Here is a 23,703-nt window from a genome sequence, read left to right on the forward strand (position 1 = left end):
GCCGATGGACGGGCGGCCCTGACGACCGGTCCGGTCACCGGGCGGCACAGAATCCATGCTCGGGGGCTCCGAACGGGGCGTGCCGATGGTGTTCGCGGCGGCGCACGCGGCTCTTTTCGCGGGCGCGCCGGGGACGCGACCGCCGTCCGCCGCGATCCGCGCCGCCGCGGGATCCGGGCGGTCGTGCCTCCCGGTCCGCCGGTCAAGCGTTTCTTCGGCCGTCCGCCCGCCTTCGACGGAGAGGCTGCGACAGCGGCCCGGCCGCCCGAGGCCACAACACCGTCACCACCCGCCGCGCAGGGCTCTGCCCCGCCGCCGTCCGCGTCCGGTCAGCGGGATGATCCGCGAGGAACGGCCCGGCCCGGGCTGACCGAGGCCTCGATGTGGGCGAGTTGGGCGGCGAGAATCTCTTCGAAGGCGGCGCGGCGCTCCACCCCGAGGGGGCGGACGTCGCGGGCGAAGTGGGCCAGGGCCGGAAAGCGTTCGGGATCCGCGCCGAGTACCGCGACGCGGAACAGTTCCCTGCCCTGTTCGTGGTCTTCGGGAGTGAGGGTGCCGGCCCCGGCCTCGGAGGCGATCAGCGCGGCGATGAGAACCGCGAGCCGGTGGTAGCGCGCCGGGATCTCCTCGTCGGGCAGTCCCGACGCGCGCAGCGCCTGCAGCACCTCCTCCATGGCCAGCCGGGATCCGGTGCCGCTCGACGCGTAGCGCCCCCAGACCGCGGCGAGCTGGGGCTGCTGTCCGAAGGCCTCTCTCATGCACAGGGCCAGGGTCATGACGCGCTGCTTCCAGTCGCCCTCGGGGCGGTAGCCGTCCATCGCGGCCAGCAGGATCCGGTCGGCGACCGCGCGCAGCAGTTCGGTCTTGCTGCGGAAGTGCCGGTAGAGACTGGAGGAATCGGTCCCGAGGACCGCGGCGAGCTTGCGCACGCTGAACGAATCCGCTTCGCTCGTGCGCAGCAGCTCCGCCGCCGTATCCAGGATCTCTTCGGTCGACCAACGCCTTCGGCCTGCCATTCCGCTCCTCTCGCCGGATCCCAGCCTATCTGTGCACTCGCTGTTGCACGCACTGCGTGCATAATGGAGGCATGGGTGTGCCGGGCGGGGCGTCACGCCGCTCCTGCCCTGCTGTCCGGGCCGGGCGGCCGCTGTGGAGCGCGCCCCGGGGAACACGAAAGGACGCATGACGTGGAGAACTCACTGGATTTCGCGGCGCTCGACGCCGCCGTCGAGAACGTCCGCCGCGCCGGTATTCCGGGTCTGTTCGCCGAGGTGTGCGACGGCGACCGGGTCTGGCGCGGCGCCGCCGGGGTCGCCGACGTCGCCACCGGCCGACCGGTCACCGCCGGCATGCGGCACCGCGTCGGCAGCGTCACCAAGACCTTCACCGCCGCCGCGGTCCTGCAACAGGTCGAGAGCGGCCGGATCGGTCTCGACACACCGATCGGCCGCTACCTCCCGGAGCTTGTCCCGGGGGAACGCGGTGACGCGATCACGGTCCGGATGCTGATCAACCACACCAGCGGTCTCGCCGAGTACTTCCCGTACGCCTATCCCTCCCTCAAGGCGTTCCCCGCCCTCGCGGACACCGGACCCCAGAGCCTCGACGACAACCGGCTCACACGGTTCGAACCCGCCGAACTGATCGGGATGGGGACGACCGCGCCCGCCGTCGGCGCTCCGGGCGGTACGCCGGGGGTGTACTCCAACACCAACTATCTGCTCCTCGGCGCACTCCTGGACCGGGTGACCGGCACCACGGCCGAGCGGTACATCACCCGGAACGTCATCGAGCGCGCCGGGCTCACGGACACCGGATTCCCCGCGGGTCCGTACGTGGAGGGGCCGCACTCACGGATCTACGAGGCGTGGTTCGGCATGATCGACCCGCCGCGCGACTACAGCGTCTACGACATGTCCTGGGTGAGGGCGGCGGCCTCGCTGATATCGACCGTCACGGACCTGAACCGTTTCTACGGCATGCTGCTGGCCGGGGAGATCGTCGGGGCGTCGTCGCTGGCGGAGATGCGGCGTACTGTCCCGGTCGTCTCCCAGGAGGGAAGGACGATCGAGTACGGCCTCGGACTGCACCCGATGGAGGGGCCCGGCCAGGGCGACTTCTGGGGCCACGGCGGCACGGTCTGGGGCGGCGGCACGCTGGCCATGGCCCGCGCCGACGGCCGGCGGCTGGCCGTCGCGGTGAACCTGCAGAGATGGAACAGCCTCGACTCCGCCGGCAGGCCGCGGCCCCATCCCATCGACGACGCGCTGGCGGCTCTGTACCGCGTGGCGACGCACGGCTGACCGAGGCCGTGGGGGAGAGGCCGTCCGCGCCGTTCGGCCCGCGCCAGGAGCGGGAATCCGCGGGCGGCCTTCTCGTCCGGGCCGTGGTGCCGTCGTTCCGTCGTTCCGCCGGGAGAGCGGACGGCGCGGGCCCCGAACGCCGCCGCACGGCGCAGGGAATGCATTCTTTCCGTGGGTTTCGTCCGCGTCACGGCCGCATCCCGTTGCCTGAACCGCTGACGGTCGTTTGCCCGCCGGAGACGGCGGCCCGCCGCCTCCGGCGACGACAGAAAGCGAGATCGATCCATGACCAGGCGTGCGATGCCCCTGCTGGGGGCCCTGGCCTCCGCCTTCCTGCTGATGGCGGCGGTGCCCGCGGCCGCCGCCGAGGGCTTCCTCATCGTCGGCGACGAGGTGCACCCGAATCCGTCCGGCTGTCTGAAGATCAGCGACGTTCCGGACTTCCTGGACGTCATCAACCAGACCACGGGCACCGCGGTGGTCTTCGCCACCGACGACTGCACCGGCTCGGAGACCGCCGTCCTCGCCCCCGGCGCGCTCGGCAGTCTGTGGGGAGCGAGCATCTCCATCGTCGAAGCCCCCTGAGCCGAATGAGTTCGGTGCGTTCCGTCCGCCGTCCACCGGCGGCGGACGGAACGCGCCGGTCGGCCGGGGAACCGTCGGGGGAGACCCGCCCCGCAGGCGCGGTCCACGGCCGCGCCGACCTCGTGATCAACGCGTCCCGGCCGTCTGAGAGGCTGTGACCATGACGGACATCCCCCTCTGGCGCAGGCCCACCCACGGCGGCTGGCGCGTCGAGGCCGACGAGGCGCGCACCCGTGTCGAGGTGATCGACCCGGCGGGACGGGTCAGGGCGACCGTCGCCACGGAGCCCGTGCAGCACTTCACCGGCTGGTTCGCCAAGCGGCAGAACGCGGTCGTGGCCCGGTCCTTCGAGACGAACGGGCCGTCGCTGCCCTCCCGCCGACCCGTCCCGATCATGCTGCACCCGCACGACGAGCGGGCCTTCGTCAGCGACGGCTCCGCCGACGGCCGCCGCCGTGACAAGACCGGTCGCGCCCTCGTCCACGGCCGGGGCTATGAACTCCTCCACACCGGAGGACAGCGCGCCGAGGCGACCCGGGACGGCACCCGGATCGCGTCCTTCGTCAAACACGGCCTCCGCGCCCACGAGGGCGACGTCGACCGGGACGACCACGGAACTCTGGACGACACCGACGAACTGATCCTCACCCTCTTCGAGAAGCTGCTGAGGCCCGGACGGCCCGGGGCGGTCTCCGACGCCCTCACCGGCCTGAGCTGACCCGACTCCGGGGCCGGGGCGCGAGGGACACGGCCGTACACCCGAGCCGGCGGCGCCCGCCGCGAACGCCGCACGGTCCCGTCCTGCCCCGAGCCCGTCCCGTCCCGCGACGCGCCTGTTCCGTCCCGCGACGCGCCTGTTCGTCCTGCCCCGCCCTACGCCGAACGGCCTTCCGCGAGCGCCATCCGTGTGGAACACGGCAGCGGCTCCCGGGCGCCGCGCCGGCCCGTGCCTATCGTGCCGCCATCGGGCCCGAGGAGGCACAGATGACCATGCTCCCCTTCACCATGCAGCAGCAGACCAAGAGCAACTGGTGCTGGGCGGCGGTCGCGTCCAGCGTCGCCGACTTCTACGGCAACGCCGGAGGCTGGACCCAGTGCACGGTGGCCGACGCCCATCTGGGCCGGGGCGACTGCTGCGGATCCCCCGCGGGCGACCCGTGCAATGTGCCCAGCGTGCTCGACGCCCCGCTGTCGATCGTGGGCCGCTTCAGCCAGATGTTCGGCTTCGCCGTCTCCTCCGCCGACGTCGTGACGGAGATCGCCGACAGCCGCCCGGTCTGTCTCCGGGTCCAGTGGACCGACGGCAGCGGGCACTTCCTCACCGTGACGGGCTACGCGGAGGAGGCCCCGGTGACCTTCGTGGACGACCCGATCTACGGCCCCGCCGCCTATCTCGACAGCGCCCTGCGAACCGCCTACCAGGGCTCGGGCACCTGGACCCACTCCTACTACACGGTCTAGACCCTGCCTTGTGGATCCCGCCGGGCCCGTGTGCCGCGACGCTCCCTGATCCGGCCGGATCCGGCCCGATCCACAGGACAGGACCCAGCCCGAGGAGGCACCCATGGCGCTCCACGCGCCCGAACCACCGGCCACATCCCTGGCCGCCGCGCGCGACGGCGTACGCGAACTCGCGGCGGGAGGGTCCATCCCGCCCCTCGCGCGGGCCGAACGGGGCGCCGAACCCGTGCTCACCCACCCCCGGAGGCTGTACCAGATCGACCGCGACGACCTGCTGGCCGGCGCCGCGCTGTCCGCGGCCCGGCCGGTCCTGTGGCGGTACACCGTGGAACTGGACGGCCGGGCGGTCGCCTTCGCCGACACCATGACCACGCCCGACGGCTCCGACGTCCTGGCGCAGGTGAACTATGGCCCGTTCGTCGCCGGCATCACCGAGGCGCTGGAGGCGGCGGAGCGGAACGAAGGTACGACGGACGCCGAGTCGCGCCTGCTCCATGTCCCGGCGCTGCACCTGATCGCCGTATGGCTGCACGCCCCCTCCGGGGAGGACCGGCTGCTCCCGGCGACCCCGGCGCCCGAGGGCATGGAGCCCGGGCGCAGCTATCCCCTGGAGAGCATCCTGCCGGAGCTGGTCGCCCGGGCCAGGGCCCTTCCGCCGGCGAGACGCGGCGGTGCCGAGGGAGGGTGAACCCGGGCCCGGAGGAGTCGGGACGGCCGGCTCCGAAGCGCACCCTCCTACTGGTCTGGACCAGAAGCCGCTGACAGGCAGACGATTTCAGGACAGAGGCGACCCTGGGGATGCGCCTTCGGCGTCCGCGCGCGGGAGCCCGCGAGCGGCGGGGACCGTTCTCAGCCGTGCGAGCGCCGGATGTGCAAATGGCCTTCGCCGGGCAGGGAGGGCGGCGCGGCGGGCAGGACGCGGTCGAGGCCGTACCGGCTCTTCTGCGCGACCCGGCAGGAGGCCGGATTGCCCACCGGATGCAGGAGTTCGAGACGCTCCAGCCCGCCGGCCGCGAAGGTGTCGAAGGCCCAGTCGGTGAGAGCCTGAAGGGAGCGGGGAGCGACTCCCTTCCCGCGAGCGTTCGCCGCCGTCCAGTAGCCCACCTCGGCCGACGGCTTCCTGGAGGCCACTTCCTTGACGACCGCGTGGCCCACCAGCCGCTCGTGAACCCCGTCCGGACGCGTTCCGTCCGGGCGCGTCTCCAGTACGGCGAAGGCGAAGCGGTCCCCGGCCGCCCAGCCCCGCTGCTGGGTGCGCACCCACCGTTCCCCGTCGGCCTCGTCGTTCACGACATGGCTCGTCCAGCGACGCAGCGCGGGATCCCGGCAGGCCTCGACCAGGGCGGTGACGTCCTCGCCGAGCCAGGGGCGGAGGACGAGAGCGGGAGCGGTCGGCGTCGCGGCCGCCCGCAGGGCGACGGGGGTGTTCACCGGCCGATCATATGCGGCGGCGCCCGCCCTCGACGGGGCCGAGCGGCCGCGCGGGCGGTGCTCCGCGAGAGGCTCGGAGGGGGAATCCGGGAGACGGAGGAGGCCGCTGGGGGAGCGGAGCCGGGAGGGCGCGTTCCGCTTGTCCGAACGGGTGGCGTGCGCGGCGGCGCGGGGCTTACGATCCCGAGCACGCCGCCGACGCGGACGGATCCGCCCCATCTCCCAGGGAGTGCGCCATGACCGCTCGCCGCCGCCGCTTCACCGCCCTGACCGCCCTGATCGTCGGAGGGCTCCTGCTGATCGGCGCCGCCGGCCAGATCGCCAAGATGATCATCCCGGAGGGCTCCCCGCAGGCCCACAAGCGGATCAGCGACGTCGCCCCGATCCTCATCGGCGGCTTTCTGATCGGCGCCTCCGCGCAGACCGCCGACGACGCCCCGGCCGGGACCGCCTCCGGGCACGCCGTACTGGCGATGAACAAGGCCGAGCTGGTCGGCTGAGCCGTCGAGGGCCCGCCGGGCCCGGCCTCGGAGGGCGAACTCCCCCGAGGCCGGGCCCGGTCCGCCGTGCTCGCGGCGAGAGTCCCGGGCCGCCGAAGGGCCGCCGGTCGCCGGCGCGTCCCGCCGGCCGCCGACGTTCGTGCGCGCAGCCGGGGGCTCCCGAGGGCCGTGGGCCGTCCGCCGCCGGAGAGGTGAGCCGTCCGGGACCGCTGTGTGATAATCGCGACTGATCACTTCGTGCACCACTGTCCGACGGCGGAGAGCTGTTCCGCCGGGCGGGGCCCGCGACGGGCCCGCGCCGTTCACAGGGAGAGGACCGGTCTCCATGGCGACCGAGCAAGGTTCGGAGCCCGCGGAGACGGCCCGCGAGGGGACCGGGCCGCGGCCCGCGGGAGCCGCCGCCGGTGCGACGGGCGGCGCGACCGTACAGATCGTGGATCACGCCCTGCTCGTCCTCAAGGCGATCGCCGAGGCCGACCGGCCGCGCGGGGTCCGGGAACTGAGCCGTGATCTGATGATCAGCAAGAGCTCCACCCAGCGGATCCTGGCCTCCCTGGAACGGGTCGGGCTCGCCGTCCTGGAGGAGCACTCCCGGAAGTACGTGATCGGTCCGGCGGCGCTCACCCTCGCCTGGAAGCACGCGGCCAACAGCGATCTGGTGGGCGCGGCGGCCGAGGCCACCACCCGCATCGCCGCCGTGACCGGGGAGACCGCGTGCGTCTCCACCGTCGTGGACGGCCGCCGGGTGACGGTCTTCGAGGCCGAGAGCTCCCAGCCGCTGCGGCTGATCACCGGTGTCGGCCGGCCCTACTCGCTGTTCTCGGGGGCCACCGGCCGGGTCCTGCTCTCGATGCTGCCCGAGGCGGAGGCCGAACGGCTGGTCCGGGCGCGGGAGCAGGAGGGGCCGGACGCCGCGCACCAGGAGATCACCGCCCGTATCGCCGCCGCCAGGGAGCGGGGCTACGCGCTGAGCCGGGGCGAGTGGATCAACGGCGGCTGCGGTGTGGCCGTGCCCATCGGCGTCCAGGGGAGCATCACCGCCGCCCTGAGCATCTACGGTCCCGAGGCGCGGCTCAGCGACCAGCGCATGACGGACCTCGTCCCCGCCCTGGTGTCGGCGGCCGGACAGATCGCCGTCCGCTGGCGGCAGCCGGCCTGACGCCCGGGGGGACGCCCCCCCCCGCCCCGCCCTCACACCTCCACCGCACCGGACACCGGTGCGGTGTTTCCGTCTGCCCTGCCGCAGGACCGCTCGCCGGTCGCTTTGACGTACCCCATTGACCTGGCCGAAAGCCGTCGGTACGTTGTCCCACACGATCTGGTCCACTGTCCCAGATTGCTCGCCCAAAGGTCGGACCCGGGTTGATCCCCGTGCCGCCGGAGGTTGATCGCCGCTGAGCGGCACCGCATGAGGGGCATGTCCGAGACCTCATGTCAAGGGTGGACTTATGCCCGGCGGCATGACAGTTCTGTCCATAGTCCGATGTTGAGGAGAAATGCCTTATGTTGCTCGGCTGGCGTGCACGAATCGGGCAGATACGCCCCGCCACGGCCATCGAAGGGGCGGAGGAGTGGCGATCGGTGGCCCCCACCGGAGTCGCCTTCGCGGACGCCCGGACCATCGTCCCGCGCGTCGACGAGGAAGGGCTCAAGGAGATGATGAGCCAGGTCCTGGAGGCCTCCCGGCAGCTCGCGACCGCGAAGGTGGACCTGATCGTCCAGTGCGGCGCGCCCGGCACCTTCATCCCGGGACCCGGAACCGATGAGAAGGTCACCGCCGAGATCGCCGCCGAGACCGGCGTCCCGGCGATCACCATGATGCAGGCGACCGTCGACGCCCTGCGGGCGGTCGGGGCGACCTCGGTCGCCGTCGGCAGCATCTACACCGACGAGGTCAACGAGGCGCTGCGGGTCTATCTCACGGCGCTCGGCTTCGAGGTCCCGGTGATGGAGGGCCTCCAGATGACCGATCCCTACGAGGCCAGCGTCCACGACGCGGACAGCGCGTACCGGCTGGGCCGGCGGCTGCACCGGGCGGCCCCCGGCGTGGACGCCCTGCTGATCTCCTGCGGCACCTACCGGACCTTCGAGATCCTGCCCTATCTGGAAATGGACACCGGGCTGCCGGTGGTGACCAGCAATCAGGCGTCGCTGTGGAAGGCCCTGCGCCACCTCGGACTGCGCGACGAGATCCCGGCGCTCGGCCGGCTGGGCCGGCTCGACTGACCCGCGGCCGCCGATCCATGCCGGCCGTCCGGCGACTCGACCGACCCGTACCGGCGCCCCTCGGCTCGACCGACCCGTACCGGCCGTCCGACCCTTCCCACCAGCAGAGGAATCATCACCGTGCTCGTAGACGCGCTGCAGTTCGTCAAGCCCTCCCGGGAACGATTCGAGGAGTGGCACACCGCGGGAATCGCCGGTGTCCACGCCACCGTCGCGATCTGGGAGGACTCCACCGAGACCATGCGTGAGGTCGGCCGCTGGCAGCGGCTGCTCACCGAGAACGCCGATCTGCTCCGCGAGGGCCGCTCCGGCGACGACATCCGCGCCGCCGGGGAAGCCGGCCGTACCGCCGTCGTCCTCGGATTCCAGAACAGCAGCCCGTTCGAGGACGACCTCGATCTGGTCGGCGCGTTCCACCAGGCCGGGGTGCGGATCGCGCAGCTCACCTACAACACGCAGAACTCCGCCGGAGCGGGCTGCTGGGAGGGCGACGACGCCGGGCTCTCCCGTACCTACGGGGTCAATCTGATCCGCGAGATGAACCAGGTCGGGATGGTCGTCGACATCTCGCACTGCAATGAACGCACCTCCCTCGAAGCCCTGGAGGCGTCCGACCGGCCCGTCGCGATCACCCACTCCAACCCCCGCGCGTTCGTCGGCGAGAACGTCGAACTCGCCTTCCGCAACAAGTCCGACACCGTGCTGAAGAAGGCCGCGGAGAAGGGCGGGGTGGTCGGACTGAGCATGTACCCGCGTATCGCGCCGAACGGCGTCGCGTGCAGCGTCGGCGAATTCTGCGACATGGTCGCCTACACCGCCGATCTGATCGGCGTGGACCATGTCGGACTCGGCTCCGACTACTACGCGGGACAGGGCGACGAGGAACTGCACTGGTGGCGTCAGGGCCGCTGGAGCCGCAAGCCCATGGTGCCGATCTCCGGGCCCGTCGAATTCCCCGAGTGGTTCGCGGCCGGCAGCGGATACGCGGCGGTGCTGAAGGAGCTGCGCACCCGCGGATTCAGCGAGCAGGAGGTCGAGCGGATATCCGGCGGCAATTGGCTCCGGATGTTCGACGAGGGTTTCGCGGCCGGTCCGCGGAACTGACGTCCAGAGCAACGGCGCGACGGCGTGGAGAGGGACAGGGGTGGGCATGAACCGGTTTGACGCGGTGGTCGTCGGAGGTGGTCACAACGGCCTGGTGACCGCCGCCTATCTGGGCCGGGCGGGACTGAGCGTCGCCGTGGTCGAGGCCCGGGAGGGACTCGGCGGTCCGTGCGGCGGCTATGAGTTCCTGCCGGGCCGCCGCCTCGCCTTCACCAACTCGCCCGGCTCCCTCAACCCGGCCGTGGTCGGCGAACTGCGGCTGGCGGAGCACGGCCTCCGGTTCGTCCGGGCGGACCCCACCGTCGTCCAGCGGTTCGGCGGGCGCTGCTTCCTCGGCTGGCGCGACCCCGTCCGGGTCGACCGCCAGCTCGACGCCTTCGCGCCGGGGGAGGCCCGCCGGTACCGCGAGCTGATCGGCGCCCTGGAACGCCTCGGAGCGAACCTGCGAGTCTCGCTGGACGAGCCCCCGCCCGCTCTGGACACCCTGCGGGAGCGGCTCTCCGACCCGGCGGACCGCCGGCTCTTCGCCGCCGTCTTCGACGGCAGCCTCACCTCGCTCCTCGACGACCATCTGGTGTCGGACCAGGCCAAGGCGCTGCTGGGGATGCTCGCCCTCAACGCGCAGCTCGTCCCGCCGTCCGCCCCCGGCACCGCCGTCGGGCTGATGATGCGTCCGTTCGCCCTCGCCGCCGCGGCGGCGGGCGCGAACGCCGCCGACGCGGCCGAGCGGGTGGCCCTGCGCGGCTCCACCGGCCTCCCGGTCGGGTCCATGAGCGCGATCGTCGACGCCCTGGAGAGCTGCTGCCGCCGCCACGGCGTGGAGATCCGCACCGGCACGCCGGTCGCCCGTGTCCTCTACGACGCGGCCGGCGCGCGCGGCGTCGTCACCGCCACCGGGGAGGAGCTCACCGCCGACCGGGTGGTGTCGGCCGTCAACCCCGTCCATCTCTTCCGCGATCTGCTCGACGACGGGGCCATGGGAGCGCCGGTCCGCGCCGCGGTCGCCGGGGCGAGGCCGCGCGGCTCGGCGTTCAAGCTGGTCCTGGAGGTCGACTCGCTGCCCGACTACGCGGGACTCCCCGGGGACGTGGCCGCCGATCAGGTCCGGGCCTGCCAGTTCCGGGTCGGCTCCTCGCTGGCCCACATCGAGGAGTCCGTCGGCCGGGCCCTGGCCGGCAGCCCCTCCGAGCACCCCCTGATGTGGGGACTGATCCCCACCCTGACCTCGCCCGGACTCACCCCCGGGGACACCCATCTCATCAGCGTCAACGCCTGGCACGCCCCCTACCGCCTGGACGACGGCGCATGGGACGCCGCCCGGACCGAGGAATTCGGCCGGCGGTGCGTCGAAGAACTCTCGGGGCTGATGCCCGGACTCGCCGACCGCGTCATCGACCACCGATTCATGAATCCCGTCGAACTGGAGAGCGAACTCGGTCTGATGGAAAGCAACATCACCCACGGCGACATGCTGCCGGAGAACCTCTTCGGCAACCGGCCGCACCCCGCCGTGGCGGGATACCGCACCCCGCTCCCCGGCTTCTATCTCACCGGCGCGGGCACCTGGCCCGGCGGCTATGTCACCGGCACTCCCGGCAGAAACGCGGCGACCGCGATTCTCCACGACCTTTCCGACAAGTGAAGGCGACAGGCATGAGGCTTTCGCATCCCCCTGGGCCGGCCCGCCCACGCGCACACCGGCCGCCCCGGACCCTCGGCTGCGCGCTCGTCGCCGCCGCCCTGCTCACCGGCTGCACCGCCCACCCCGGCTTCGGCCGCGACCCGGACACCGTGGTCATCGGCGCCGAGGGCGAGATACCCGCCCTGGACCCGCACCGGCTCTCCGGAACCGTGGGACTGCGGCTCGTCGACGCCCTCTTCGACCCCCTCATCCGCGAGGACCTCGGCACCCGGACCGACCGCGCGCCCGAACTCCGCCCCGGGCTGGCCGAGTCCTGGAGCGTCTCACCGGACGCCCGCACCCACACCCTCGCCCTCCGCGAGAACGTCTCCTTCGCCGACGGAGCGCCCTTCGACGCCGCCGCCGTCAAGGTCAACTTCGACCGGATCATGAACAAGAAGTCCGCCGTCTACGACGCGACCGCCGGCGGGAACATGAAGTTCCTGACCCGCTGGATCGAACGGGTCGAGGTCGGCGGCGAGCACACCCTCTCGCTCCGGCTCACCCAGCCCTACGCCGGTCTGCCCCGGATGCTCACCGACCGGCGGATGTCGATCATCAGCCCGCAGTCGCTCCGCGACCGCCGGCCCGACGACATCGGACTGCACCCGGTCGGCACCGGACCCTTCAGCCAGCAACAGGCCGACCACGGCAAACGCGTCAAACTGAAGCGGAACGACGCCTACTGGGGCGGAGCCCCCAAGGCCCCCTCCATCATCGTCGAATCCGTCACCGACCCCACCACCCTCGCCATCGCCGCCCAGACCGGCGAGGTGGACGCCATCCTGAGCGCGGGCGCGCAGCAGGTGCAGCAGCTCACCCACGACAACGCCATGGCGGTCCAGTACCCCGAGCCCGCGAACCAGTACTTCCTCCGCCTCAACACCCGGATCGCCCCGACCGACGACGCCGTCTTCCGGCAGGCGCTGAACCACGCGGTCGACCGCAAGGCGATCGCCACCCTCACCGGCGGCCAGGTCACCCCCTCCACCGGCCCCCTGCCGCGCGGCAACGAGGCGTACTCCGCCGCGTCCGGCAACGGCGGGACCACTCCGTACACCCACGATCCCGAGCGGGCGCGCCAGCTCATCCGGGAGAGCGGGGTCCGCACGCCGGTACGGCTGAGACTGCTCGCCCCCGACAGCGGACCCGGCTTCTCCCAGGCCACCGAGATCATGTCCCTGGTCCAGCAGGACCTGAAGGCGGTGGGCGTCCAGCTGGACCTTCAGTACATGGAGTTCGCCTCCCTGGTCGCCGAGGAGGGCAAGGGCTACGACGACACCACCCACGGCTCCTTCAACGGCTGGACCACCGGGGCCGACGCCGCCGACTTCCTCGAACGGATGTTCAGCGGCGAGCTGCACCCGCCCAACGGCGTCAACCGGGGCTGGTACCGCGACGCCGCCGTCGACGCCCTCTTCGACCGGGCCCGCGCGGAGCGCGACGACACCCGCAGAACCGCGCTCTACCGGCGGGCGGCCGCCCGGATCGCCGCCGACGCGCCCTGGCTCTTCCTCTACCAGGACCGGCTGCCCCGGCTGCTGAGCCACCAGGTGCGCGGCGTCACCGCCGCCGCCTCCCCGTACATCGACTACACCACCCTCCGCCGCGGGTGAGGAGAGCAGCCATGAAGGCCACTGCGGCACCCCGTCCCGACACCGTGCCCCCCGTACCCCCGCGTCTGCGCGACCGGCTGCGAGCCCGCGCCGGCGGCGGCGGAGCCACCGCCGTCATCGGCGGCGCGATCGTCGCCGCCACCGTCCTCGTCGCCGTCCTGGCGCCGGTCCTGGCCCCCTACGACCCGCTCGCCGTCAATCCGTCGGCCGTCGGACTCACCCCCTTCAGCGACGGACACCTGCTCGGCACCGACGAGGTCGGCCGGGACATCCTCAGCCGGCTGATGCACGGCGCCCGGCTCGCCCTGCTCGTCGCGGTCCTGCCGACCCTCCTCGCCCTGGTGGTCGGCGGCTGTCTCGGACTGCTCTCCGGCTATGCCGGCGGCTGGCTCGACAGCACCCTCATGCGGATCTTCGACGTGATGTTCTCCTTCCCGGGCATCCTGCTCGCCCTGGGCATCGGCGTCGCGCTCGGCCCCGGCATCACCTCCATGATCGTCGCGATGGTGGTGGTGACCGTCCCCGAATTCGGCCGGATCGTCCGCGGCCAGGTCGTCGCGCTCCGCCAGGAGCAGTACGTGGAGGCCGCCGGCGCCCTCGGCTACGGCCATCTGAGGATCACCTTCCGCCACATCACCCCGAACCTCCTCGGCGGCGTGGTCGTCTTCGCCACCCTCCAGACCGGGCGAAACGTCATCCTCAGCTCCAGCCTCGCCTTCCTCGGACTGGGGGCCCAGCCCCCCACCCCCGACTGGGGCCAGATGCTCAGCGGCGGCCGCGCCCTGCTGGTGACGGCACAGCACGTCGCCACCGTCCCCGGCCTGGCGATCGTGGTCCTCGCCGTCGGCTTCAATCTGCTCGGCGACGGCATCCGCGACCGTCTCGACCCCCGCACCCGGCAGTCCCGGGCCGCCCGCGGCAGCAAGCCCGCGCCATGGAACCGGTGGCGCCGGTCATGAACAGTCCTGGAGATTCGGCATGCTGACCTTCACCCTGCGCCGCGCCCTGCAGATGCTTCCCGTCGTCCTGGGGGTGACCATCGCCACCTTCGGTCTCGGCCAGATCATCCCCGGCGACCAGGCGAGCGCCCTGCTGGGCCCCAGCTCCTCGGAAGAGGACCGCCAGGCGCTCCGCGCCGACCTGGGCCTGGACGAACCGGCGATCTCCCGCTACTTCAGCTACCTCGGCAATCTCCTCGGCGGCGATCTGGGCCGCTCGCTCTCCTTCGGCCGGCCGGTCTCCGAGGTGCTGTCCGAACGGCTGCTCAACACCGTCCTCCTCTCCGGCACCGCGATCGTCGTGGCCGCGGTGCTGGGCGTCGCGATCGGCACCTGGGCCGCGCAGAAGCCGGGATCCGCCCGCGACCGCGGACTCACGGTCGGCGTCCTCTTCTTCAACTCCGTCCCGTCCTTCTGGTTCGGCCTGGTGCTGATCGTGGTGTTCTCGCTCCAGCTGCGGATCCTGCCCGCCACCGGGATGACCTCCATCGGCGGCGGCGGAGCCCTCGACGTCGCCGCCCACATGGTCCTGCCGGTCATCACCCTCGCCGCCTGGTCGCTGGCCGTGATCGCCCGGATGACCCGCTCCGCCGTGCTGGAGGTCATCGGCAACGACTATGTGCGCACCGCCCGCTCCCGCGGCGTCGGCGAATTCCGGGTCATCGTCCGGCACGTCCTCCCGAACGCCATGCCGTCCGTCGTCACCGTGATCGGCCTCCAGGCGGGATTCCTGCTCAGCGGAGCCGTCCTCACCGAGACGGTGTTCTCCTGGCCGGGCATCGGACTCGCCCTCCACCAGGCGATCTCCACCCGGGACATCCCCCTCGTCCAGGGCGGCATCCTCGTGATCGCCATCGCCTTCGTACTGATCAACTTCCTGGTCGACGTACTCCAGGCGTACTTCAACCCGAAGATCAAACTCGCCTAGAGGGAGCGAACCACCATGACCGTTCTGAACGTGGAACACCTCAAGGTCGCCCACGGCGGCCGGGGCCCGGGCCGAGACGCCCCCCTGGAGACCGTCCGGGACGTCTCGTTCAGCGTCGCGGCCGGCGAATCGCTCGGCGTCGTCGGCGAGTCCGGATGCGGCAAGAGCCAGACCATGCTGGCGGTGCTGCGCATGCTCGGGACCTCCGGCGTCGAGATCACGGGCCGGGTCGACTTCGCGGGCGAGGACCTCACCGCGCTCACACCGCGCCAGATGCGCGCGATCCGCGGATCCGGCATCGGACTCGTCTCCCAGGACGCCCTCTCCGCCCTCAACCCCGCCATGACCATCGGCGCCCAGATGGCCGAACCGCTCATCCACTACGACGGGTTCAGCCGCCGCGCCGCCGCCGCCCGATGCGCCGAACTGCTCGACCTCGTCGGCCTCCCCGGCGCCCGCGAACGCCTCGGCAACCACCCGCACGAACTCTCCGGCGGCATGCGCCAGCGCGTGCTCATCGCCATGGCCGTCAGCCGCGACCCCAAGGTCCTGATCGCCGACGAGCCCACCACCGCCCTCGACGTCACCATCCAGGCCCAGGTGCTCCAGCTCATCGACCGGCTCCGCAAGGAGCTGCGGATGGCGCTGATCCTGATCACCCACGACCTGGGCGTCGTCGCCGGGATCACCGACCGGATCGCCGTGATGTACGCGGGCCGGATCGTGGAACTCGCGCCCACCGCGGCCCTGTTCGACACGCCCGCGCACCCGTACACCCGGGCCCTGATGGAGTCCGTCCCCCGGATGGACCGGGCCCGGACGGACCGGCTGCCCGCCATCCCCGGCTTCCCGCCCGACCCCGCCGCCCCGCCGCCGGGCTGCGCCTTCCAGCCCCGCTGCACCGTCGCCCGCGCGGAGTGCGGAGACGCCGTTCCCCCGCTGCTCGCCGTGGAGCGGGGAGCGGACGGACACCGGGTCCGCTGCCCGTACCCCGGCCCGCCGAGCGCTTCCGCCTCGGACCCCTCCGCACCGCCCGCCTCCGCCTCGAACGCCTCCCCACCGCCCGCCTCCGCGCCGGCCGGCCCGTCCGCCGAAGGAGAGACCGCATGACCGCCGAAGCCCCCGCCCCGGACGCCGTCACCGTCGAGGACCTCACCGTCCGCTTCCCCGTACGCTCCGGTGTCCTGCGCCGTGTCGTGGGCACGGTTCGCGCCGTGGACGGAGTCTCCTTCACCGTGCCCGCCCGCGGCATCGTCTCCCTCGTCGGCGAGAGCGGCAGCGGCAAGACCACCACCGGACGCGCCCTGGTCGGCCTCTCGCCCATCGCCTCCGGCCGGGTCCGGGTGCACGGCGCCGACCTGGACGAGCTGCGCCGGGACAAGACCCTGCCCCGGCTGGCGCAGATCGTCTACCAGGACCCGTACGCCAGCCTCAACCCCCGGATGACCGTACGCGCGATGATCGGCGAAGTCGTGGGCGTGCACCGGACCGTCCCCCCGGAGGCGGTCGCCGGACGGGTCGCCGAACTCCTCGGCCAGGTCGGCCTCCGCCCGGAACTCGCCGACCGCTACCCGCACGAACTCTCCGGCGGCCAGCGCCAGCGGGCCGCGATCGCCCGCGCCCTCGCCGTCGAGCCCCGCTTCATCGTCTGCGACGAGATCGTCTCCGCGCTCGACGTCAGCGTCCAGGGCCAGATCGTCAATCTCCTCCAGGACCTGCGCCGCGACCAGGACGTCAGCTTCCTCTTCATCTCCCACGACATGAGCGTGGTCCGGCACATCTCGGACCGGGTGGTGGTGATGTACGGCGGTCTGATCATGGAGAGCGCGCCCAGCGAGGAACTGTTCGCCGCGCCCCGCCACCCCTACACCCACGCCCTGCTGGCCGCCGTCCCGGTCCCCGACCCGAGGTCGCCGGGCCTGCGCGGCGGCGTCCGCACCCGGGCCGAACCGCCCGACCCGGCGTCCGTGCCCGCGGGGTGCCGCTTCCAGCGCTCCTGTCCGTTCGCCACCGCGATCTGCCGCGAGGGAGACCCGCCGCCCCGGCTCCCCGCCGGAGCCCCGGGACACACCGTGGCCTGCCACCACGCCGACACCCCGGCCGTACGCGAAGCCCTGTCCCCGGAAAGGACCACCGCACCATGACCGCCATCCCCACCACGGCCGAGCACTACACCTCCCACACCGAGGGCGCCCGGCGCGCTCCCGCGGGCGAGGCCGTACCGCTGACCGACCCGGCCACCGGCCGCGTCTGGGCCCACGCCCACCTGGACCCGGACGCCGTCGAGGACGCGGTGCGCGGGGCGCGCGCCGCGTTCGCCGACGCGTCCTGGGCCGAGCTGCCCGGTCACGCCCGCGCCGATCTGCTGTACCGGCTCGGGGACGTGCTCGTCGCGCACGCCGACGAACTCGCCCGGCTGGAGACCCTGGCCAACGGCAAACCGCTGTCCGCGACCCGCGCCGAGGTCCGCGCCCTGGCCCGCTGGTACCGCTACTTCGCGGCGACCGCCGAGACCCTCCAGAGCGTGTCCCGCCCGCTCAGCGGCACCGCCCAGGCGCTGATCACCCATGAGCCGCTGGGCGTCGTCGCCGCGCTCACCCCCTTCAACGGCGCGCTGTCGCTCGGCTCGTGGAAGCTCGCCCCCGCCCTCGCGGCCGGCAACACCGTGATCCTCAAACCGCCGCCGCACGCCCCCGCCTCCTCCGTCCGCCTCGCCGAACTGGCCCGGGAGGCGGGCTTCCCGCCGGGCGTGGTCAGCGTCGTCATCGGCGGGGCCGACGAGGGCCGCAGGCTGGTGGAGCACCCCGACGTCGCCATGGTGACCTTCACCGGGAGCACCGAGGTCGCCCGTACCCTCGGCGCGCTGGCGGGCGGAAGGATGAAACGTTACGTCTGTGAGGCGGGCGGCAAGTCCGCGCACATCGTCTTCGCCGACGCCGACCTCGGCGCGGCCGTCACCGCCGCCCGGCAGGGAGCCTTCTCCGCCGCCGGACAGACCTGTGTCGCCGGCTCCCGGATCCTGGTCCAGCGCGAGGTGTACGAGGAGTTCCTGACCCGGTACGCCGAAGCGGTCCGGCGGCTGCGGGTGGGCGACCCCGGCGACCCTGCCACCCATGTCGGCCCGCTGGCCTCCGCCGCGGCCCTGGCGCGCGTCGAGTCCTATGTCGAGGACGCGCTGCGGCACGGCGCCGAAGCCCTGACCGGCGGCCGCCGTCCGGCGGTGGACGAGGGGGCGGTCGACGGATTCTGGTACGAGCCGACCGTGCTGGTGAACGCCGGTGTGGACCTCGCGGTCTGCCGGGAGGAGGTCTTCGGCCCCGTCGTCACCGTCCACCCCTTCGACACGGAGGACGAGGCGGTGGCCCTCGCCAACTCCACCGAGTTCGGCCTCGCGGCCGGCTTCTGGACCCGTGACAGCGCCCGCGCGCACCGGCTGGGCAGGCGGCTGGAGGCCGGCGTGGTCTGGGTGAACACCTACCGGCTGCTGCACTGGAGCGTCCCGTTCGGCGGCTACAAGCAGTCCGGGATCGGCCGGGAGAACGGCGTCGAGGCCGTCGCCGAGTTCCTGCGCACGAAATCCGTCGTCACCGAGCACGGCGCCCCCGCGGACCCGTTCGGCCACTGACCGGTCCCCGCCCCCTTTTTCCCCTTTCCCCGTCACCACCAGCCAAGGACGGCTCATGGAGTTCCTCGTCAACATCAAGATCACCTGGCCGGAGTCGATGGACCCCGAACGCAAGGAGTCCGTCTCCGCCGCCGAACGCCTCCGGGCCGCCGAACTCGTCGACGCCGGGCACCTCGTCCGTATGTGGCGCGTCCCCGGGCGGACCGAGAACTGGGGGCTGTGGCGGGCGGCCGACCCCACCGAGATGCACACGATCATCGCCTCCCTGCCGGTGTGGCCCTGGATGGACGTCACCGTGCACGCGATGGCCGCGCACCCCGTCGACCCCGGCCCGGCCGACGGGTCCTGACCACCGCGCCGGGCGCTCCACGGCCGGTGCTGGGAGTGGAGCGCCCGGCCCCCGGCCGGGGTCGGGCCCACGCCGGGCGGCACTCCCGTACGGTGGGGCGTCCGCCGTTCCTTCGGGGGAGCGCCGCCTGCATGGGCCGGGTGAACCGGCGGGACTCCGGGCCGGTCGTCCCGCCGACCGCCCGGCTGGAGCCGCTGCCGCTGCGCGTGGCGCACGCCGAGGAGATGGCGGAGGTCCTCGCCGATCCCCGGCCGCACGAGTTCATCGGCGGAGAGCCCGACAGCGTCGAGCGGCTCCGGTCCCGCTACGAGCGGATGACCGCCGGATCGCCCCGCCCGAACGAGACCTGGCTCAACTGGGTCATCCTCCTCCGGGACGAGAATCGCCCGGTCGGAACGGTCCAGGCGACGATCGTCGACCGGGTCGCCGAGATCGCCCGGGTCGTCGGGGTCCGCGGTCAGGGACGGGGCATCGCCCGGGAGGCGGCCCGCTCCCTGGCCGACAGCCTCGCCCGGGGGCCGGTGGAGACCCTGGTCGCCCACATCCACCCGGACCGCCACGCCTCCGCGTCCGTGGCCCGGTCCGCAGGGCTCGCTCCGACCGGCCGACGGCACGACGGCGAGATCCGGTGGGAGCGGAGCCGCTGATCCCCGGCGCCCTCCGACAGCGGGCGCCGCGCAAGGCTTCCGGGCCGGTACACGGTTCGGCGCGGCCGGGTTCGGCGCCTGACGCCTCCCTCCTCACGCCTGACTCCTCACGCCTGACGGCTCGTGGCTCGCGGAGGTCCGCCGGGCCCGGCGCGGGGGCCGGCCGCCGCGCCTGTCGGACCGGTCGCCGTCGCCCGGACCTCGAACGTCCTCTCACGGGCAGGCACCGGCCCTTTCGCCGCGTAACGCACGGTCAAGACACCGCCGGCCCACCCCCGGCGGTCGTGCCGCGCGAGGGCGCGCCGGGGGAGGAGCCCGCCCGCGCCCCGCCTTGACGGCGACCGCCCCGCCCCGCCGGCGACCGCCCCGCTCGCGCCCGCCGCCCCGCTGGTCACCGCGCTGCCCGCGACCGCCCCGCCGGGCCCGCCCGCCGCCAGGGCAACACCACCGAAAGATCTCCCTGACCGGATCCTCACATCGGCGCGCCAGGATTCGGCGCACGGCGTTCCGGCCGGACGTGTACGAGCCGGGGACCGGGCCGAGAGGCAGTCGCCCTCCGGCGTCCGCCGACCCGCGCGCTCCGAACGGCGTCCACCGGCGTCCGCCGGCGCCCCGCCGGCCGGATGAGCCGGAGGCGCCGTACGAGCCGCAGCACCGCAGGAGCGGGAGCCGCCGAGGACGGCGAGGACACCAAGGACGCCGGAGACGCCGGAGCAACCAGGGAAGGAGGACCCGTGCCCGACCCCGCAGGCACCGGGTCTGACCCCACCGGACACGGCGGTCCCCGCACCCCGTCCCTCCGCCGCCGGGGGAGCCCAGGACCCGGACCCGGACCCGGACCCGCCTCCGCCCGGTGCAGAGTTCGGCGCCGAGCCGGGCGGCGGCCGTACGACGGCGTCGAGCCCCGGACGCGGCCTCGGCGACCGCCGCCCAGCCCCGCGCGGAAACGCCCTACCACCCGCAGCGCGCCTGCCCCGGGACCCCGCCGTACGCCTCGCGGAAACGCCCGGTGACGGCGCCGCACCGCCCCCGCGAGGGGGACGCCCCCGGGATTCACGGGGGCCATCACGCACGACCGACGACGAGGAGAACCATCGTGAGACAGGTCTCACGCGCGCTGACGGCCGCCCTGGCGGCCATGGCGCTGGCGGCGGGTGCGCCGACGCCGGCGCACGCGCGGCCGGCCGCCGAGTCCCTACCGGGCGCGCCGCCGGGCGTCTCGGGGGAGCGGCTGCCGGAGGGCTGGCGTGCCGAGGGCGGTGAACTGGTGTGGAGTTCGCCCGAGCCCGTGGGCACGGGCGGCGCCCGGGTCGAGTTCCGCTCCGGTGAGCGGACCCTCGGCATACCGGAGCCCTCACCCGACCACCGCACCTTCCGGCTCCGTCTCGACCGGGCGAAGGCCGGACCGGCGGGCGAACTCCGCGCGGTCGCCGGCGCGCGGCGGCTGGACGCCGCCGGGGCCGGACGGACGCCCGGGCGGCGGAGCGCGCCGGGCCCGGCGGCGCCCCTCGCCCCGCTCCCGGCCCATCCGGTCGACCCCGGCGTCCCCGGGAAGCACCGCACCGCCGTCGGTGAGTACACCCTCGAGCCGGTGCGGCTGCCGGGCTACAAGGAGCCCGTGGAGATGCGCGCCACGGTCGTCGGCCCGACCGACGCGCCGGGGAAGCGGCCGCTGGCGCTCTTCCTCCACGGCCGCAACGCCACCTGCTACGAGCCCGGCGAGAACAGCGCCGGTATGCGGTGGCCGTGCGGGCCGGGCTCCAAGGAGGTCCCGAGCCATCGGGGCCATCTGCACGACCAGAGGCTCCTGGCGTCCCAGGGCCATGTGACGGTCTCGATCTCCGCCAACGGCGTCAACGCGCAGGACCACCGGGCCGCCGACGCCGGGGCGCAGGCCCGCTCCTCCCTGGTACGCGGCCATCTCGCCCGCTGGGCCGAGTGGGGCGCGAACCCCGCGAAGGCTCCCGAGGCGGTACGCGCGACGGATCCCGCCGACCTCTCCAAGGTGCTGCTGGTGGGCCACTCCCGGGGCGGCGAGGGCGTCAACCGGGCGGCTCTCGACAGCGTCTCCCCGCCGCCGCCCGCGGAGAACGGCCACCGGGGGCCGGTGGACTGGCGGATTCGCGGCACCGTCCTGATCGGACCGACCCTCTTCGGCCAGAACCCCGCGCCCGACGTGCCCTCGATGACGATCCTGCCGGGCTGCGACGGCGATGTGAGCGACCTTCAGGGCCAGATCTACTCCGACGGCTCCCGGGGCGTCGGCCGGGGCGCCGCGCTGCACAGCACGGTGTACATGGTCGGGGCCAACCACAACTACTTCAACACGGAGTGGACGCCCGGCCAGGCCGAGGCCCCGGCCGCCGACGACTTCTGGGACGACGAGGACCCGGTCTGCTCGACACGGGCGAAGACCCGGCTGAGCGCCGCACAGCAGCAGAAGGCGGGCGGCACCTACATCGCCGCCGCCGCGCGGCTCTTCCTCGCGGGCGACGACCGGGTCCGGCCGCTGCTCGACGGCACCGGCCGCCGCGCCCCCTCGGCGGACCCCGCCCGGGTGCTGACCCACGCCCTCGGCGGCCACCGCACCCCGGCGATCCTGCCCGACGCCCCGCTCTCGGTGACCAATGGGCGCGTGTGCCGGCAGATCACGACCAGCGACACCGACGCCTGCCGGCCGGCCGACGGCCCCGGCCGCTCGCCGCACTTCGCGCCCTGGTCGCTCTTCGAGAACGAGCCGGGCCGTCACGCGGTCACCGCCCGCTGGACCGAGCCGGGCGCCCCCATCCGGCTGACGCCGAAGCGCGCCTTCTCCCTGGCGGGCTCCGACGCGGTCGCCCTGCGCGTGATCGTCCCGCCGAACACCCGCGGCACCCGGCTGGACCTCGCCCTCACCGACGCCTCGGGCAAGCGGGTACGGCTCGGCGAGGTCAGCGTGGACGGTCTGCCCGGCTCCGGCCTGACGGCCGCCCACTGGGCGAGGGAGATCCGCGTCCCGCTGAAGGCCGCCGTCGGCGCCGGCGTCGACCTGCGGCGGACGAAGTCGCTGGAACTCACCCCGCGCGGCGGCCCCGGCGAGTTCTGGCTGATGGACGCCTGGGGCTGGCGACCCGGCGCCCCGGCGGTGCGACCCGTACCGCTCACACGTGTCGACATCGGCCGGCTGACCGTCAAGGAGGGCGACTCCGGCGCGCGCACCTACCGTGTGCCGGTCCGGGCGACCGGCGAGGGCGCCGGAGTGATCAAGCTCGCCGTTCGCGATCCGCGGACCGGCACCTCCACGGTCCGCACGGTCGAGGTGGGGCCCGGCGGCTCCCCGGAGACGTCGATCACGGTCGAGGGCAACCCCCGCTACGACGTCGACCTCCACCACGAGATCGCGGTCAAGGCCGTACGCGGCACGGCGGTCGGCAGCGCCTCCGGGGGCGTGCTGGTCGAGAACGACGACCCCATGCCCGCGGTCACCGTGACCCCGGTCGCCGACTCCGTCACCGAGGGCGGCAGGCTCAGCTGGAGGGTGGCGCTGTCCGAGCCCGCCGACGCCCTCGTCGACACACGGTTCGCACTCCTGCCGGTGTCCGGGGGCGCGGAGCTGTCCACGAAGGACGTGGACGAGGAGTGGCTCGCCGGCCTCGGCGGGACCGCCGACCCGGAGCGGCCGCTGTCCGCGGACGCCTTCTCCCTCTGGGTCTCCTTCCCCGAGGGCCGGACGAGCGCCGAGGTCTCCGTGCCCACCGTCGCCGACACGCTGACCGAACCGGAGGAGTCCCTGCGGATGCGGATGTCGTATCTGAAGGGGCACGAGTGGGTGGAGGGCCCGCTCCTCACCGGGAAGGCCGTGGACGCGCCCCGGCGCTGACGCCCGCGTCCCGCGCGCCGACGGCGTCCGAACGCACCGCCCGGCCGATGGCGTCGGCCCCTCCCAGGGGCCGACGCCATCGGCGCGACCGGGACGGGCGGGGCCGGAAGCCGCCCCTGCTCGCAAGAACTCCCCACCGCGCACCGTCCGTTCCCCCGCCGCGCACGCCGACTCCCCCCACCCGCCGAGGCGTTCACGTCACCGTCCTCGAACCAGAAGCCGTCCCCCCGCACCGGCCCCGGCCCGATCCGCCCGGCGCCGGACGGCCCCGCCCCCTCCCGACAGGCCCACCGCCGTCGCGACGACTCATGGCCCGGCTGTGTGTCTCGCTCCCGTCGTCCGGGAGACCCGCCGGAGGGCCGGAAGGTTGTACGCGATCACCGGATTTCC

At 73.6% G+C, this 23,703-nt stretch carries 21 protein-coding genes; 19 read left to right on the top strand and 2 right to left on the bottom strand.

Annotation, left to right across the window (positions count from 1 at the left end):
- Nucleotides 1-329: 329 nt before the first annotated feature.
- Nucleotides 330-1,016 (bottom strand): TetR/AcrR family transcriptional regulator, encoded by a 687-nt coding sequence (locus ACF089_RS07615; RefSeq protein ID WP_392023160.1) that lies wholly within the window; start codon nucleotides 1,014-1,016, stop codon nucleotides 330-332.
- 171 nt (nucleotides 1,017-1,187) lie between these two features.
- Here ACF089_RS07615 and ACF089_RS07620 point away from each other — a divergent pair, with 171 nt between their 5' ends.
- From ACF089_RS07620 to ACF089_RS07640, 5 genes are all read left to right on the top strand, one after another.
- Nucleotides 1,188-2,303 carry a serine hydrolase domain-containing protein gene (locus ACF089_RS07620; protein ID WP_392023163.1) on the top strand — a complete coding sequence of 372 codons (1,116 nt, stop codon included), beginning with the start codon at nucleotides 1,188-1,190 and terminating at the stop codon, nucleotides 2,301-2,303.
- A gap of 285 nt (nucleotides 2,304-2,588) precedes the next feature.
- Complete coding sequence (locus ACF089_RS07625) at nucleotides 2,589-2,888, top strand: hypothetical protein (RefSeq protein ID WP_392023165.1); 300 nt, start codon at nucleotides 2,589-2,591, stop codon at nucleotides 2,886-2,888.
- Between the two features lie 160 nt (nucleotides 2,889-3,048).
- Complete coding sequence (locus ACF089_RS07630; protein ID WP_392023167.1) at nucleotides 3,049-3,606, top strand: hypothetical protein; 558 nt, start codon at nucleotides 3,049-3,051, stop codon at nucleotides 3,604-3,606.
- A 266-nt stretch (nucleotides 3,607-3,872) separates the two neighbouring features.
- Nucleotides 3,873-4,349, top strand: a complete 477-nt coding sequence (locus ACF089_RS07635; RefSeq protein WP_392023170.1) for a papain-like cysteine protease family protein — start codon at nucleotides 3,873-3,875, stop codon at nucleotides 4,347-4,349.
- A 103-nt stretch (nucleotides 4,350-4,452) separates the two neighbouring features.
- Complete coding sequence (locus tag ACF089_RS07640; protein WP_392023173.1) at nucleotides 4,453-5,037, top strand: hypothetical protein; 585 nt, start codon at nucleotides 4,453-4,455, stop codon at nucleotides 5,035-5,037.
- 161 nt (nucleotides 5,038-5,198) lie between these two features.
- Here ACF089_RS07640 and ACF089_RS07645 read toward each other — a convergent pair whose 3' ends face one another.
- Nucleotides 5,199-5,780: a GNAT family N-acetyltransferase gene (locus tag ACF089_RS07645; RefSeq protein WP_392023176.1), complete on the bottom strand. Its 582-nt coding sequence runs from the start codon at nucleotides 5,778-5,780 to the stop codon at nucleotides 5,199-5,201.
- A 236-nt stretch (nucleotides 5,781-6,016) separates the two neighbouring features.
- Here ACF089_RS07645 and ACF089_RS07650 point away from each other — a divergent pair, with 236 nt between their 5' ends.
- From ACF089_RS07650 to ACF089_RS07715, 14 genes are all read left to right on the top strand, one after another.
- A complete protein-coding gene (locus ACF089_RS07650; protein ID WP_392023178.1) occupies nucleotides 6,017-6,280 on the top strand; it encodes a hypothetical protein in 264 nt (87 codons plus the stop codon).
- Nucleotides 6,281-6,605: 325 nt separating this feature from the next.
- Nucleotides 6,606-7,439, top strand: coding sequence for an IclR family transcriptional regulator (locus tag ACF089_RS07655; protein ID WP_392023180.1), 834 nt, complete (start codon nucleotides 6,606-6,608; stop codon nucleotides 7,437-7,439).
- Nucleotides 7,440-7,783: 344 nt separating this feature from the next.
- Nucleotides 7,784-8,506, top strand: a complete 723-nt coding sequence (locus ACF089_RS07660) for an aspartate/glutamate racemase family protein (protein ID WP_392023183.1) — start codon at nucleotides 7,784-7,786, stop codon at nucleotides 8,504-8,506.
- 120 nt (nucleotides 8,507-8,626) lie between these two features.
- Nucleotides 8,627-9,610 (top strand): dipeptidase, encoded by a 984-nt coding sequence (locus tag ACF089_RS07665; RefSeq protein ID WP_392023185.1) that lies wholly within the window; start codon nucleotides 8,627-8,629, stop codon nucleotides 9,608-9,610.
- A gap of 46 nt (nucleotides 9,611-9,656) precedes the next feature.
- Nucleotides 9,657-11,252: a phytoene desaturase family protein gene (locus ACF089_RS07670; protein ID WP_392023188.1), complete on the top strand. Its 1,596-nt coding sequence runs from the start codon at nucleotides 9,657-9,659 to the stop codon at nucleotides 11,250-11,252.
- 11 nt (nucleotides 11,253-11,263) lie between these two features.
- Complete coding sequence (locus ACF089_RS07675; RefSeq protein ID WP_392023190.1) at nucleotides 11,264-12,907, top strand: ABC transporter substrate-binding protein; 1,644 nt, start codon at nucleotides 11,264-11,266, stop codon at nucleotides 12,905-12,907.
- Between the two features lie 11 nt (nucleotides 12,908-12,918).
- Nucleotides 12,919-13,866, top strand: coding sequence for an ABC transporter permease (locus ACF089_RS07680; RefSeq protein WP_392023193.1), 948 nt, complete (start codon nucleotides 12,919-12,921; stop codon nucleotides 13,864-13,866).
- Between the two features lie 19 nt (nucleotides 13,867-13,885).
- Nucleotides 13,886-14,833 (top strand): ABC transporter permease, encoded by a 948-nt coding sequence (locus ACF089_RS07685; protein WP_392023195.1) that lies wholly within the window; start codon nucleotides 13,886-13,888, stop codon nucleotides 14,831-14,833.
- A 15-nt stretch (nucleotides 14,834-14,848) separates the two neighbouring features.
- Nucleotides 14,849-15,943 carry an ABC transporter ATP-binding protein gene (locus tag ACF089_RS07690; RefSeq protein WP_392023197.1) on the top strand — a complete coding sequence of 365 codons (1,095 nt, stop codon included), beginning with the start codon at nucleotides 14,849-14,851 and terminating at the stop codon, nucleotides 15,941-15,943.
- On the top strand, nucleotides 15,940-16,977 hold the full coding sequence (locus tag ACF089_RS07695) for an ABC transporter ATP-binding protein (RefSeq protein ID WP_392023200.1): 1,038 nt from the start codon (nucleotides 15,940-15,942) through the stop codon (nucleotides 16,975-16,977). Before ACF089_RS07690 ends, ACF089_RS07695 begins: the two co-directional genes overlap by 4 nt.
- Entirely contained in the window at nucleotides 16,974-18,458 is a 1,485-nt protein-coding gene (locus tag ACF089_RS07700) for an aldehyde dehydrogenase (protein ID WP_392023203.1), read from the top strand. Before ACF089_RS07695 ends, ACF089_RS07700 begins: the two co-directional genes overlap by 4 nt.
- A 55-nt stretch (nucleotides 18,459-18,513) precedes the next feature.
- Nucleotides 18,514-18,807, top strand: coding sequence for a muconolactone Delta-isomerase (locus ACF089_RS07705; protein WP_392023205.1), 294 nt, complete (start codon nucleotides 18,514-18,516; stop codon nucleotides 18,805-18,807).
- Nucleotides 18,808-18,938: 131 nt separating this feature from the next.
- Nucleotides 18,939-19,454 (top strand): GNAT family N-acetyltransferase, encoded by a 516-nt coding sequence (locus tag ACF089_RS07710; RefSeq protein WP_392023208.1) that lies wholly within the window; start codon nucleotides 18,939-18,941, stop codon nucleotides 19,452-19,454.
- 1,096 nt (nucleotides 19,455-20,550) lie between these two features.
- The gene (locus tag ACF089_RS07715) at nucleotides 20,551-23,313 is read left to right on the top strand and encodes a hypothetical protein (RefSeq protein ID WP_392023209.1); all 2,763 of its coding nucleotides are present in this window, start codon (nucleotides 20,551-20,553) and stop codon (nucleotides 23,311-23,313) included.
- Nucleotides 23,314-23,703: the final 390 nt, after the last annotated feature.

Source organism: Streptomyces sp. NPDC014894 (genome assembly GCF_043080985.1).
Lineage (GTDB): Bacteria > Actinomycetota > Actinomycetes > Streptomycetales > Streptomycetaceae > Streptomyces.